Annotated in this window: 14 protein-coding genes; 7 read left to right on the top strand and 7 right to left on the bottom strand. The window is 50.2% G+C overall.

The window, feature by feature from the left end:
- The first annotated feature begins 464 nt into the window (after positions 1–464).
- Complete coding sequence (locus HBA93_RS12435) at positions 465–1604, top strand: flagellar biosynthetic protein FliO (RefSeq protein ID WP_221723473.1); 1140 nt, start codon at positions 465–467, stop codon at positions 1602–1604.
- 265 nt (positions 1605–1869) lie between these two features.
- Here the strand turns inward: HBA93_RS12435 and dksA are convergent, their stop codons facing one another.
- A complete protein-coding gene (gene dksA, locus HBA93_RS12430) occupies positions 1870–2286 on the bottom strand; it encodes an RNA polymerase-binding protein DksA (RefSeq protein ID WP_022709440.1) in 417 nt (138 codons plus the stop codon).
- A gap of 474 nt (positions 2287–2760) precedes the next feature.
- Between dksA and HBA93_RS12425 the strand changes: the two genes are divergently transcribed.
- The 4 genes from HBA93_RS12425 to HBA93_RS12410 all read left to right on the top strand — a co-directional run bounded on the left by HBA93_RS12425 (position 2761) and on the right by HBA93_RS12410 (position 6732).
- Entirely contained in the window at positions 2761–3285 is a 525-nt protein-coding gene (locus HBA93_RS12425) for a SixA phosphatase family protein (protein ID WP_221723472.1), read from the top strand.
- Positions 3286–3457: 172 nt separating this feature from the next.
- Positions 3458–4933 carry a YcjX family GTP-binding protein gene (locus HBA93_RS12420; protein WP_221723471.1) on the top strand — a complete coding sequence of 492 codons (1476 nt, stop codon included), beginning with the start codon at positions 3458–3460 and terminating at the stop codon, positions 4931–4933.
- Positions 4934–4942: 9 nt separating this feature from the next.
- On the top strand, positions 4943–6019 hold the full coding sequence (locus HBA93_RS12415) for a YcjF family protein (RefSeq protein ID WP_221723470.1): 1077 nt from the start codon (positions 4943–4945) through the stop codon (positions 6017–6019).
- 176 nt (positions 6020–6195) lie between these two features.
- Complete coding sequence (locus HBA93_RS12410; RefSeq protein ID WP_210307606.1) at positions 6196–6732, top strand: hypothetical protein; 537 nt, start codon at positions 6196–6198, stop codon at positions 6730–6732.
- A 196-nt stretch (positions 6733–6928) separates the two neighbouring features.
- Here the strand turns inward: HBA93_RS12410 and HBA93_RS12405 are convergent, their stop codons facing one another.
- The 4 genes from HBA93_RS12405 to folP all read right to left on the bottom strand — a co-directional run bounded on the left by HBA93_RS12405 (position 6929) and on the right by folP (position 9528).
- Complete coding sequence (locus HBA93_RS12405; RefSeq protein WP_221723469.1) at positions 6929–7594, bottom strand: O-methyltransferase; 666 nt, start codon at positions 7592–7594, stop codon at positions 6929–6931.
- A gap of 68 nt (positions 7595–7662) precedes the next feature.
- A complete protein-coding gene (folK, locus tag HBA93_RS12400; protein WP_075654932.1) occupies positions 7663–8190 on the bottom strand; it encodes a 2-amino-4-hydroxy-6-hydroxymethyldihydropteridine diphosphokinase in 528 nt (175 codons plus the stop codon).
- Complete coding sequence (gene folB / locus HBA93_RS12395) at positions 8187–8549, bottom strand: dihydroneopterin aldolase (protein WP_121993141.1); 363 nt, start codon at positions 8547–8549, stop codon at positions 8187–8189. Before folB ends, folK begins: the two co-directional genes overlap by 4 nt.
- A 112-nt stretch (positions 8550–8661) precedes the next feature.
- Positions 8662–9528 carry a dihydropteroate synthase gene (gene folP, locus HBA93_RS12390; protein ID WP_221723468.1) on the bottom strand — a complete coding sequence of 289 codons (867 nt, stop codon included), beginning with the start codon at positions 9526–9528 and terminating at the stop codon, positions 8662–8664.
- A 193-nt stretch (positions 9529–9721) separates the two neighbouring features.
- Between folP and HBA93_RS12385 the strand changes: the two genes are divergently transcribed.
- Together HBA93_RS12385 and HBA93_RS12380 are read left to right on the top strand one after the other, a co-directional pair.
- A complete protein-coding gene (locus HBA93_RS12385) occupies positions 9722–10366 on the top strand; it encodes a DUF922 domain-containing Zn-dependent protease (RefSeq protein WP_221723467.1) in 645 nt (214 codons plus the stop codon).
- Positions 10367–10772: 406 nt separating this feature from the next.
- On the top strand, positions 10773–11894 hold the full coding sequence (locus tag HBA93_RS12380) for a porin (protein ID WP_221723466.1): 1122 nt from the start codon (positions 10773–10775) through the stop codon (positions 11892–11894).
- 344 nt (positions 11895–12238) lie between these two features.
- Here the strand turns inward: HBA93_RS12380 and HBA93_RS12375 are convergent, their stop codons facing one another.
- Together HBA93_RS12375 and HBA93_RS12370 are read right to left on the bottom strand one after the other, a co-directional pair.
- Positions 12239–13264, bottom strand: a complete 1026-nt coding sequence (locus tag HBA93_RS12375; protein ID WP_121993137.1) for an NAD(P)/FAD-dependent oxidoreductase — start codon at positions 13262–13264, stop codon at positions 12239–12241.
- 565 nt (positions 13265–13829) lie between these two features.
- Positions 13830–14153 (bottom strand): 2Fe-2S iron-sulfur cluster-binding protein, encoded by a 324-nt coding sequence (locus tag HBA93_RS12370; protein ID WP_113945792.1) that lies wholly within the window; start codon positions 14151–14153, stop codon positions 13830–13832.
- Between the last annotated feature and the right edge of the window lie 106 nt (positions 14154–14259).

Genomic DNA, 14259 nt, shown 5'->3' with positions numbered 1-14259 from the left:
AATTATCTCATAATGCCATTATTGCCTGCACAGTCTTCACAAGCCATTAATTCCGGACTGTTTTCTTGTTAAACTGCGCAATTTACAGACATAGAGCATTTCCGGTTTTGATTGAAACAGAGAAAATGCTCTATCTTTTAGCTTGACGCATTCCCTGCCGCAAAACCGGTTCCCACTTTTGCTGGTAATGCTTTAATTGCTAATTATGACAGGCGTCAGTCACGGGCATTTTCAAGCCGATAAATATGTTTTAAAGTTTCATTCAGCTTAAAGATTTACTTTCCGGGCAATATGCGTTTTTACAAATGCAGATTATGTTCCGATTTTTTTTACAGGATACCGGTTTCAAGCACCCGTTACGGTCTGAAAACCGTGTTGAAAAACAAGCCGATTATGCAATTTGTCTGATTATGCGTTTATGAAACGCTGCAGAAATTGCATGATTCTTATAAGGACGATTAAATATGATGGATTGGCTGAGCGGGCTGGTGGGCGAGAATACAGCTCATATAATCAGCTTTATCGGGCTTTTTGCGCTGTTTCTGGCAGGTGTTTTTGTTGTTTTTGCTGCTATCAAGCGCATGACAGCCGGAACCTATGTGACCAAACACCATGATGCGGCTCCGCGCCTGACCGTCACAGATGCCGCCGCCGTAGACGGCCAGCGCCGTCTGGTATTGGTTCGCCGCGATGATGTGGAGCACCTGATCCTGATCGGCGGACCATCCGATATTGTGATTGAGCAAAATATTATCCGTCATCAGCGCACTCAGCCTGAACAGGCAGCGCCCCGCGCCCGTCCGCGGGAAGAGCTGACACCGGCCGCTCCGGTTGCTCCGGCAATCGTAACTGCTCCTGCTGTCTCACAAATATCTGCGGAGATTGCAACGCCGGAACTCAATATTGCTCCTGCTGATATTATTTCTGCCGTACCGGCCTATAAACCGGAAACAGAAGCTGCACCTGCACAGCAGCCGCGTCCTGCGGCGACCGCTGCTGCGCAAACACCTGTTGCCGCGCCAAGCCAGCCTTTGCAAACCCATGCCCAGCAGGTAGCGGCCGCTGCCCGCCAGCAACAGCAGCGTCAGGCTCCGGCTGCACGACCGGCAGAAACAGCCCCCAAGCTGCATCCGGTTTATCCGCTGGGACAGGTTTCGCGTGGCGTGGTTGCAGCAACATCCGGTCTGGCCGCTGCCAGCAATGCAGCCCAACAGGAATTGATTGCCGCTGCCAAGCGCGATAATCGCAGTACCTCACCTTCACTAGATGATGTGCGTCCGGGTCCTGATGCAAAAACGGCAGAAGGCACGCCTCTGGTCTTGCAACGGGCAACCCCGCAAATCGCACGTCCTGCACAGCAGGAACCATCCTTCAGCACCGCGCCTGCTCCGGCAGCCCAGCCTGCAGCGCAGCCGAATTTTGAGCTTGATCTTGAAAGCGCGGTCGCAGATGCCCTGTCGGACAAGGATTTGTCATCCGACAATGAAATTTCTTTTGAAGACTTGCTCTCGTCCGAAATGGAACAACATTTCGCAGGCACAGAGAAAACGGAACCTGCAGAAAAGCCGCAATCTGGTATGCTGGATATTTCCCCGCGCAAATAAGCTCTGAAAAGCGAAAAGCAGATACCAGAGCGGTTTACGTCCAGACTGAATTCATAGCGCTCGCTCTAGATTCTTTATTTGGTCGCATTATCACTGTCGTCAGGTTGATCCAACTTGACTGTGAAATGCTCTAGAGCACCATGTGCCAGACTTGTCACACGGTGCTCTAATACTTTTAAATTATGCTCAAAAAAAAACGCAGCGCCCTCCAGCACTGCGTTTTTTAATTTCTCGCGAGTATGTGCGAAGCACAAAACCCTATAATTTAGTCGTCGCGATAAACTTTTTCACGACGCTCGTGACGTTCCTGCGCTTCGATCGACAAAGTAGCAATCGGACGAGCATCCAGTCGCTTAAGGTTGATCGGGTCGCCGGTTTCCTCACAAAAACCATAGGTTCCTTCATCAATACGAAGCAAAGCCGCATCAATTTTGGAGATTAGCTTACGCTGGCGGTCACGGGCACGCAGCTCGATAGACCGATCCGTTTCTGATGAGGCCCTGTCAGCCAGATCAGGATGATTAGCATTTTCACGCTGCAATGCTTCCAGCGTTTCGCGTGCCTCACGCAAAATGTCATTCTTCCAAGCGATTAGCTTGGCACGGAAATATGACTTCTGCCGTTCATTCATGAACGGTTCGTCATCCGTGGGCTTGTAGTTAAGGTCGATTAATTCACTCATTTTGAATCACCCCACACCTAGGAGACGAAGCGCCTTATAGGTCTATAAGCAACACGATACAACCTGAAAAAATGACACCTCAAGTATTTTCAACCTGAACCTGAAAAAAGAACGACCCTATCCTAAAGTCATATAAGCAGATATCTGCAAATTTTAAAAACGAAGATAATCTATCAACTTAAGTAAAACAAAATTTTCACATGACACTATTTTAAAATATCAATGTATAAAAATAAAATCATAAAAATTAACGATATAATTACTCAATATTATATCATGACTTACAGAATTTTCGTTATTGCAAACACCGGATAAATTTCTGTTTTGATATATTTTCCTCTCGATCCGGCAGTAATATCAAAAATAATACGCTATTAACGTAACAAACAAGTTACCCGAAATCCGCTTTCGGCCCTTATTTTCAGTCTGTTCAGCACACTATCTTTTCAGTGCAAAACCTGCAAAATTGCCAATATGCGCACAATCTTATTCCTTCGCCACGCCCAAGCCGTCCTGCCTGATAGCAGCGGAAAAGATTTTGACCGGCGCCTGAATTCGGCCGGTGAGACCGATGCTGAAAATCAGGCAAAACGCCTGATAAATGCAGGTATTCTGCCAGACTTTATCCTCTGTTCTCCGGCATCACGCACGAGACAGACGGCAGATATTTTCAAAACTGCTCTCGCAACTACACTCCCCGCACATCCGGTCACATTGCAGGAAGCCCCTTCGCTCTATCGTGCCAATGCCGCCGGTTACATTCAGGAAATCCGCACACAGGTGCCGGATACATCCCGATGCGCACTGATTGTCGGGCACAATCCGAGTATTGAAGATTGCGCATTACTCTTTGCGCGTAGCAGCCATCAGTTTGAACAGCGGATCGGCTATGGTTTCCCTACTGCCGGACTGGCCGAAATTAAAACACAGGCAGAATTTTCAGCCTTTTCCCCTGAAAATGCACAACTGACAGCTCTTTATCTTCCGCATGAAGATTAAGATCTTACCGTCTGTTTATAAAACATAAATACCTGTGATAATGCGGATATAAATCAGCATAATAATTTAACACCCTGCAATTACGGATTTCACATCCTATATTCAGGGAACTGCGTTAAACATCAGAGCATATCGCGCTTAGCGAATATCAACAGTCTTTACGGGGGCATATTTGGCCAGACTGACCACTTTAACGGATGAAGCCAAAATTGCTTTTGATACATTGATGGAGCGCACCGGCAGCTTAGTAACACCGTCACTGCGCCTTGGTGTTACAGGTCTTTCCCGTGCTGGTAAAACCGTTTTCATCACCTCACTGGTGCACAATCTGGTACAGGGCGGACGCCTGCCCTTGTTTGATGCCTATGCATCCGGCCGCATCGCCCGCGCCTATCTCCAGCCGCAGCCGGATGATGCCGTCCCGCGTTTCCAATATGAAGATCATCTGGCAGCCTTGGTAAAAGACCGTATCTGGCCGGATTCCACCCGTGCGATTTCCGAATTACGCCTGACAATTGAATATCAGTCGGCTTCCTCATGGGGGCGTATGCTCTCTGCGGGCAAACTGTCGATTGATATTGTCGATTATCCGGGGGAATGGCTGCTGGATCTGCCCTTGCTCGGCAAAAGCTACGCTGAATTTTCCCGCGATTCCTTTGCGCTCGCCAATGAGACAGCACATCTCGGCTTTGCCGGAGACTGGTTGCGGGAAGCTGCAACTGCTGATGCGCTGGCTCCTGCTGATGAAATGACGGCGCAACGTCTCGCACGCAGTTTCACCGATTATTTGCGCGCAGGTAAATCCGATGAACAGGCATTATCCACCCTGCCGCCGGGGCGTTTTCTGATGCCCGGTGATCTGGAAGGCTCTCCGGCTCTCACCTTTGCGCCCTTGCCCGACTTGCCTGAAGGCAGTTTCAAAACCGGCTCGCTGGCGGCGATGATGGAGCGGCGTTATGAATCCTACAAAACCCATGTGGTGAAACCATTCTTCCGCGAGCATATCGCCCGTCTTGACCGTCAGATTGTGCTGGTTGATGCAATGCAGGCGATTAATGCCGGCGGCGCTGCTGTACGCGATCTGGAGCGCGCACTCACCGAAATCCTTGCCTGTTTCCGCGCAGGGCGCTCCAATATTTTCACCGGCCTGATCCAGAAACGCATTGGCCGTATTCTTATTGCGGCGACCAAAGCCGATCATCTGCACCATGAAAGCCATAACCGGCTTGAAGCCATCGTGCGCAGACTGGTTGACCGCGCTGCCAGGAATGCGGACATGTCCGGTGCGGAGATTGATGTTCTGGCCATGGCCGCAGTGCGTGCCACCCGCGAAGCGACAGTCAACCAGAATGGTGATACATTACCGGTCATCGTCGGCACCCCGCTGAAGGGCGAAGTGATCGACGGTGAGGTCTTTGACGGTGAAACAGAAACAGCGATTTTTCCGGGTGATCTGCCGCACAATGCGCAGGCAATTTTTGACCAGCCGGAATTGTCGCCGCATGACCGTGCGCATGAAGCACCGATCCGCTTCGTCCGCTTCAGACCACCGGCGATCAAAGCGGATCTGGATGGTATTCATCTCTCGCTTCCGCATATCCGCCTTGACCGCGCCATGCAGTTTTTGCTCGGCGACCGGCTGGCATAAGGAACAGTCATGTCGGATAAGCCAAGAAAACCCACGAGCTTTAGCGTTGAGTCGCAGGCCGGCATCAGCCAGCAACAGACAGGTGACAGCCAGCCGCAGACACCACGCAAACCGGTCGCCATCCGCGACCTGTCTGCGGTCACGGCAGAACCGGTCGATGTGTTCGAACAGGAGGCGATTGATGCCGGTGCGCAACTGACCCCGCCACCTGCAAGTCTCATCAAACGACGCTTTACTCTGCGCAGCGTGTTCTTCACCGCACTGGGTCTGTTAATCAGCTTTGCCGTCGGCATCTGGACTGAGGATCTGATCCGCGCCATGTTCAGCCGTGCTGACTGGCTCGGCTGGCTCACATTCGGCATCGCACTCATCGCGCTCGCTTCTCTGATTGCACTGGTCGTGCGCGAAGGACTGGCATTACGCCGCCTCTCCGCAGTGCAGGAACTACGTTTTGCAGCAGCAGAGGCCACCGAGCGCAATGATGCGGAGAAAGCCCGCAAAGTCACAGACAGGTTGCTGGAAGTAGCGGCCAGCCTGCCGCAGACCGCACGCGGACGCACAACATTAGAAGCACTGCGCGGTGATATTATCGACGGTCGCGATCTCATCCGCATTACCGAGCGGGAAATTCTGCATCCGCTGGATCGTGAAGCGCGGATGCTGATCCTCAACGCTGCAAAGCGCGTTTCTATCGTCACAGCTGTCAGTCCGCGGGCGTTGGTGGATATTGCTTATGTAATCTTCGAATCATCACGGCTGATCCGCCGACTCTCTGAGCTTTATGGCTGTCGCCCTGGTTCTTTAGGCTTTTTGCGGCTTGCCCGCAGTGTGATTGCCCATCTGGCCATCACCGGCACCATCGCCATGGGCGACAGCGTGGTTCAGCAATTGCTGGGTCAGGGTCTGGCCTCGCGCCTCTCTGCCAAACTCGGTGAAGGTGTGATAAACGGCATGATGACCGCACGTATCGGCATTTCCGCCATGGATATTGTGCGCCCGCTGCCGTTTGACGCGGAAAAACGACCAAATATCAGTGACTTTGTCAGCGATATCGTAAAAGCCACAACGCAGAAAAAACCGGTCTGAGGCCGGTTTATCCCTCGTTTTAATTATGTTAGAAACCAGCTGTTAACCATTCCGGCCGATTATAAGGGCTGGTTTTGGTATCTTGTTTGACAGCATTTCGCGCCCTGAAAAGTGATGATGCAGGTTCTGCAAGAACTGAAAAGCCGCCCTCAAACTATCCGGAACAGAGTTCTGTCATGATTACACGTGCCACTGCCGCCTGCCTTATTTTATTCGCTTCTGCGGCCAGCACTGTTTCTGCGCACGCATCGGATAAGGATGAAGCGTTCTTCCGTAATGTCGAAGGTCAGTGGAGCGGCCCCGGTGAAGTTGTCGCCGGCAAATACAAAGGCACAAAATTTGTCTGCAATCTCTCCGGCACCACACCGGATGGCAGCATCGGTATGACGCTCGACGGCACCTGCCGCGTCGGCGTATTTTCACAACCGATGAAAGCGACTGTAGTGCGCACCGGCAAAAGCTATAGCGGCACCTTCAATGACGGTGCAGAAGGCAAAGGCCTGAATGTGACTTCCGGTTCGGTCAATGGCAACCGCGTAGTGCTGTCACTGGCGCGCAAGCAGCTCAACGGCGCGATGCTGGCACGCGTCACCGATCAGAACACCATGAATGTTACCGTATCCGTCAAAGTTGAAGATACAATGGTGCCGGTTGTCGGGATGAGCCTGAAGCGCGTTGATGGCGGCACCGTCAGCAGCATTGCACGGAATTAAAGCATTTCCAGCAAAAGTGCGAAGCGCCTACGCAGGGAAATCAGTTCGCCGGACTAATTTCTTTTCCTGCTTCGATGCGTAGGATAATGCGTAAAAACAAAAAAGACAGAGCAGTTCCTACAATTCAGTGATAACTGGAACGCTCTGAAAAACAGCCCCGACAGTCTCACTCTCGGGGCATTTTTATATCAGACAATCACTTCACAATCGCCAGCGTAAAACCGTCCCAGCCTTTGGTTCCTACGGTTTGCAAAGCTGTTGCCTCAAGGCGCGGCTCGGCTGCCATCATATCAAAAAACCGCCGGACACCGATAACATTGGTATCCTCTGATTGCGGATCAGTCACAGCACCGTTGCGCACGACATTATCGCCGATAATGACCGTTCCTTTGCGGGAAAGCTTCAGTGCCCATTCCAGATAGACCGGATTATTCGGCTTGTCGGCGTCAATAAAAATCAAATCAAACGGCGCACGATCCTGCAATTGCGGTAAGGTTTCCGCTGCAGCACCAATCAGAATTTCTATCTTTTCCGCAACACCGGCGGCCTGAATATTCTGTGCGGCCACTTCCGCATGTCTTGCGGAATATTCAAGCGTCACAACCTTGCCGCCCTCAGGCAACGCCCTCGCCAGCCAGATTGTGCTGTAGCCGCCGAGAGTGCCGATCTCCAGCACATGTCTGGCACCGCACATTTGCACGAACAGATTAAGCAGCTTGCCCTGATTGACCGCAACATCATGGTTCGGCAGCCCTGCATCCGCATTGCGCTGCAACACGGCATCCATAACCGGATCCTCCGCAATCAGCTTCTCAGCCATATAGGCGTCAACCTGTTTCCACTGGTCTTCTGACTGGTACATAATCCCTCCTGAATTTTGAGCCGATTGGTACCATGCCGGAAAGACAGCAGAATGACAGCAACGGGATTTTACAGCCCCGTATCCTGCCACCAGCGATGGCCATAGCTCAGGCGCTGTATCTCACTGCTGTCAACTTTTTGCAGAAGGTCAGAGACAATCTCACCACGAATTTTCAGCTCGGGGGCAATTGTTGCCAGCGGAACCAGCACAAAAGCGCGCTGTTCAATGCGCGGATGCGGTAAAATCAGATCCGGCATTTCCAGCGCAAAAACGCTTTCATAAGCCAGCATATCAATATCAATTGTGCGCGGCCCCCAGCGTTCACTGCGAACACGCTTCAGACGCCGCTCAATCGTCTGGGTCACTTCCAGCAATTCCGGCGGAGTCAATATTGTCGAGATTTCAGCACAGGCATTGTAAAACCAATCCTGATCAGTATTTCCCCAAGGCGGTGTACGGAAAACCGGCGAAACGGTTATGACCCTGACATCCTGCCGTTCATCCAGCAGTTGCAGCGCCTGTGCCATTGTCTGCACAACATTTCCGATATTACCGCCCAGACATAGCCAGGCTTTGTGAACCTCGCGTGCTTTCATCTATGCGGCCACCCGACCGTCACCTCAACATAATCCAGTACACCGGCGACCGGCGCATTCGGTTTACGTACAGTAATCTCTGCATGCTGAATTTGCGGAAACGCATTACACAGCGCCTTGGCAACATCCAGCGCTAAAGCTTCAATCAGATAGCGGCGAGTTCCCGTAATAATCTTCTCGATCATGGAGAAGACAATACCGTAATGCACTGTTTTATCTATATCATCATTATCCAGCGAGTCGCCCGGATCGACCGTCAGCACGACATCCACATAGAAACGCTGGCCGAGCTTTTCTTCTTCTTCAAAAACGCCGTGATGCGCGAAAAATGCGCAATTTTTCATACGGATCGTGTACAAAAAGCCCTCATTTCTTTACTTTTTCGTTATGAAACAGCTGTTCACAACCAAAGTTCATAATCGTCTGCCACTCATTTGTCAGCAGACTATACTGCAATTCTGAAAAACCGGTTCACGCTTTTTTCAGCTGAGCTGCGGCATTTAAAACCGCATCCGCCATCATCAGCGCATCGCGGTTCAGCGCAATATTATGTACGCGAAAAATATCCGCACCGCTGAGGCGCAGCATAACACTGGTTGCTGCCGTTGCCGCATCTCTTTCCGCGGCAATTTCACGACCACTAACGGCACCGGTGAAACGCTTGCGGGAAGTGCCGACCAGCCATGGCAGATCAAAACTCTGCAACTGCTCAAATCGTGCCATCAGCTCCACATTCTGCTGCGCGTCTTTGGCAAAACCAAAGCCCGGATCAAGCATGATCTGCCGCTGATCAACACCGGCTGCTGACGCAATCTCCAGAGAGCGCTCTAAAAATACATGCTGGTCTTCAATCACATCAGCAGCAACGTCCCTGTCCCGTCCGGTATGCATAATTACCAGTCCGGCACCGGTTTCAGCGGCAAGATTGGCAATGTCCGGCTCTTTCTGTAGTCCCCACACATCATTCACTATATGCGCGCCCGCCGCGACAGCCAATTTTGCAGTCTGCGCCCGATAGGTGTCCACCGAGATCAGACATCCTGTTTCCCGCGCCAGCGCTTCAATTACCGGCAGCACACGATCCTGTTCTTCCTGCGCAGTCACAGTTGCCGCATCAGGACGGGTCGACTCTCCCCCCACATCAATAATCACCGCACCGGCATCCAGCATTGCGCGGGCAGAACGCACCGCTGCATCAAGCGTCAGGTAACGACCGCCGTCTGAAAAGGAATCCGGAGTAATATTGAGAATCCCCATAATTACCGACTGGACACCCGTTTCAAGAACGCGTCCGTGTGCCAGCCGCCATTCTCTCTTTATAGGGAAACTCTTAATCATATTCGGAATTAACCTTTTAAAATTGCTTTGCTTTCCAAACCAGCCATAAGTTCTTTACACATTTCATGGACTGATAAAAGCCAATGGCAGATAACAGCATAATGCGGCAGAAGACAATTCTGCCGTAATCTGTGCTACAACCGGTAATTTCTGAGTGCTCATCCCATAAGCACCCGCAATAAAGGAACAGACAATGTCCGGAAAATTTCTCGCGCTTACCCTCACCGGTCTGGTTCTGTTATCCGGCACACTCGCCTCAACAACTGCAGATGCGGCTTCAGTGATACGAAAATATCGCTACTTTCCGGTTTATGGCACGACAGCAGAGCAACTGGATAAATCTCTGGCTAAGAACGGCCCGAAACTCAATAATGGTGGTGAAAGCCATCCGGGCGCGACAAAAATCGCTTTTGATGCCCGTGTAAAATATCGCTCCGACGGCAAATATTGCCGTGTCTCCGATGTCCGCGCCAATGTGACGGCCACAATCTCACTGCCAAGCTGGCAGAGCCGGCGTCGCGCCAGTGCCGACACAAGAATGGTCTGGGATGTGCTGGTGAAAGATATCCGCAGGCACGAAGAAAGCCATATTATCATCGCCCGCTCCCATGCCTCGGAGCTTGAGCGGCAGATCCGCTCCATGCGTAATGAGCGTGACTGCGTAAAATTGCGCGCTAATGTCGACAAGATCACTGACAGGATTTTTGCCAAGCACGACAAAGCACAGCAATATTTTGACCGAGTCGAAACGATCAATTTTGAAACCCGCTTTGAGCGGCTTCTGACCCAAAACCTCGAAAAACGCTGGCAGCAACAACAGAAAAAGAAAAAATCCTGATATTCCTGCCCGCAAGACCAAAAGCCCTGCACTCAAACTGCAGGGCTTTTTTTATTTTCAAAATAGAGTTTTGCATAACATTTCCAACATTCATGCCTCAGACAAGCTGTTCAGCCCAACGCATTATAAAAACACTGTGGGAGATGGCATCAATCCTGCAATATTCTACAGTAGAAAAAAGGTTTACAACTCGTATTTTGGGAAGCATATCCTGCAATAACAAAAATAAATAAAAATACATCAGATAGCATACATTCGATTATCAATAAATAATATTAAAAAACAATAATAATATATATTAATAATTATTTAATAAATAAATTTAAACAGAGTAATTCTCTAATTTTTTACATAATTTTATACTCTAAAACAATATTACAATCAAAAATCCAAGCGAGAGACCCCCATGACCCTTAAGAGCCTTTTACTTAGCTCCGCAGCAACTCTCGTCGCAATATCCGGCGCTCAGGCTGCTGATACGATCATCGCACCGGAACCGGAAGCTGTTGAATATGTACGCATCTGTGATGCTTACGGTGCCGGTTATTTCTACATTCCGGGAACTGAAACATGTTTACGCATCGGTGGCTATGTCCGCTATCAGGCGACCGCCGGTGATGATCCCTATACTGGCAGTAAACTGGGTTATAAAGACTCCGACGGTCAGCAAAGAGATACATGGGATAAGCTGGCCCGCTTCACTCTGCAAACATATACTGCTTCGGAAACTGAGCTGGGTACCTTGAAAACGTTTACGGAAAACCGTTTCAATTTTGCAAATGGTTCACAAGGCAGTCACACCCTTAATTATGCTTACATGCAGCTTGGCGGTCTGCGTCTGGGGTTAGATGAATCTGCATTTCATACTTTCACCGGCTATCTCGGTGATATCATCAATGATGATGTGGTTGCCGCCGGTTATTACCGTACTAATCTGATCAGCTACACCTTTGCCGGAGGCAATGGTTTCTCAGCGATCATCTCCTTCGAACAGGGCGGAGATAAAGGACAAAGCAATTATTACAATGATGCTTCCGGTCTCTGGCTGCAACGCGACTTCAACAACCGTATCGACAGTTATATGCCTCATATTGTCGGTGGTCTGAAACTCGAACAGGGATGGGGCGGGATTGCAGGCAGTGTCGCTTATGACTCTAATCTGGAAGAATGGGCAGGTAAAATTCGCCTTGATGTAAACATAACGGACGCTTTCTCAGTATGGGTACAAGGCGGTTACGCTTCTTATGAAGAAAACATCGGTATGTACGGCAACTGGGGCGGCGATTGGGCTGTCTGGGGCGGAGCGAAGTTCAAAGCAACGGACAATGCAGCTTTCAATTTACAGGCTGCATATGAAGACTGGGGAAAGACTGCTCTTGCTGCAAACATAGCTTATCAGCTGGTTCCCGGCTTCACCATCACGCCTGAAGTCAACTACACCACATGGACGAAAGACCATCCGGTTCGTATTTTCAGTGGTGAAAAAGATGCTGTGGCCGGGGTTATCCGCTTCCAGCGCTCTTTCTGATGAATGATATTAAGGAGAGCTTTTCGAAAGGATCTCCTTAACAAGCGTGGCTGTTCAATAGTTATTCTGACCTCCAGTCTTTGAACAACTGATAATAACAGTCCCGTTCGGAAGACACGGTGAAAAGGAAACTTTTCGCCGTGTCTTTTGTTTCAGGCCATTACCCGCATCTTCCGGCTGGTTTGGTATTACCCCCTGCTTTTGAAGCACAGCACACCACAGAAGCAGAAATACACGGAAACACAGATCAAAAAAAACCTGCATCCGAAATGCAGGTTTTTTGTTTCCGCAATCTTCGACGGCGAATATAAAAAGCGACGGCCATTAGACCGGCATAGCGCTTTTTAGCTAACGCCAAGTTTCTTCTGAAGACTTGTCGACGATGTCGTGTACTGGAACACAACGCGCTCGCCCGGGCTGACAATACGCTTGGCAGCCTGTGTCATCAGCGCGGCTTCATGGAAACCGGAGAGGATGAGCTTCAGCTTGCCCGGATACCAGTTGATATCGCCAATGGCGAAAATGCCAGGTTCGGAAGTTTCAAACTTCTCGGTATCAACAGTAATCAGGTTCTCGTGCAGGTTCAGACCCCAGTCAGCAATCGGGCCAAGTTTCATGGTCAGACCGAAGAATGGCAGCATACGTGTTGCCGGCAGAACGGTCTCGCCGTCAGCACCCTTGATCTTCACACCCGAGAGATCACCATCTTCACCTTCAAGACCGGATACCTGACCGACTTCAAAGCGGATCTTGCCGGCATCAACCAGCTCGAACATTTTCTTCACGCTGTCCGGTGCCGCGCGGAACTCCGGACGACGATGCACAACAGTCATGCTTTTTACGATCGGCTGCAGGTTCAGCGCCCAGTCCAGAGCACTGTCACCGCCACCAACGATCACAACGTCCTGATCGCGGAAAGCTTCAACACGGCGCACAGCATAATAAACGCTTTTGCCTTCATAGGCTTCAATGCCCGGTACCGGCGGACGCTTCGGCTGGAAAGAACCGCCACCGGCGGCAATCACCACAACCTTGGTTTCAAAAACTTCGCCTTCATCGGTTTCCACATGGAAAGAACCGTCTGCCAGACGTTCAAGCTTGGTCACCATACGGTTGAAATGGAACTGCGGCGAAAACGGCTTGATCTGTTCCATCAGCTTGTCGGTCAGCATCTGACCGGAAATTTCCGGCCATGCCGGAATGTCATAAATCGGCTTTTCAGGATAAAGCTCGGCACACTGGCCGCCCGGACGATCCAGAATATCAATCAGATGGCATTTCAGGTCATACAAACCCAGTTCAAACACAGCAAACAGCCCGACAGGACCGGCACCGATAATGACAACATCTGTGCGGATAACTTCGCTCATATCTTCAATCTCACTGAATCATAACAGCTGCGCCAGCCATTACGATCTGTCACATTAATCTTATGCTCTGCCAGCTGTCACACAGAACATGCTCTGTAAGTGTTGCCCGCGGGAGAGTGGGGCAACATCAATACCGGAAACCCGCTGATCTCCGGCGATCCTGTGCAATGCATCTGAAAAATCAGATGAAACAGCACCGGACAAAATTCAACACGAGTTCTATAGTCAAGTTTAATTCAAATGCCTATAGTTTTTGCCGAAATTGATTTCATTAAAAGCATTTTCAGCAAAAGTGGAAACCGGTTTTGCGTAGAACAATGCGTAAAAGCAAAGAATTAGAGCGGCTCCACCGTTTCATCATGACTGGGACCGCTCTAATACCTGTTCTTTTTACAGGCATGTTACGGCACTCATTCTAATGCCTGACAAAAAAACAGAGATACAGACACAAAACTGTGTTTAAACCGCTGAATGCGGAATGATATTGCGCCAAAACAAATAAATAAAAAGCGGCCTGCCTTTTATGCAGACCGCTTTTGAAACCGTAACGAATTGTCCGGACAGGTCAGCTCTGGCGCTCAGGCACCTGAACAACCAGACCTTCCAGCTCGTCGCGCACGATAATCTGGCAGGACAGGCGCGAATTGCCGCGCACATCATAGGCAAAGTCCAGCATATCTTCTTCCATCGGCTCAGGACCGCCAACCACATCTGTCCAGTCTTCATCGACATAAACATGGCAGGTTGCGCAGGCGCAGGCACCGCCGCATTCCGCATCAATACCCGGAATACCGTTGCGAATGGCATTTTCCATAACAGTGGAGCCGTTTTCAGCTTCAACTTCATTCCGCATCGCGCCGTCAGCAGAAACAAATGTGATCTTGGTCATGTAGTCATCCTGTAAAATGCCGGCAAAATCATCCTGCGCAGTGCAAACCGCAGCCGATAAAGCTGACACTCTGTAAAAATGTTCGTTGCAGGGCAGATACGTGCTG

Origin of the sequence: Ochrobactrum sp. SFR4 (assembly GCF_019730395.1) — a bacterium.
GTDB lineage: Bacteria > Pseudomonadota > Alphaproteobacteria > Rhizobiales > Rhizobiaceae > Pseudochrobactrum.
Note: the sequence above shows the minus strand (reverse complement) of the source record. Positions and strands in the feature narration are given on the sequence as shown.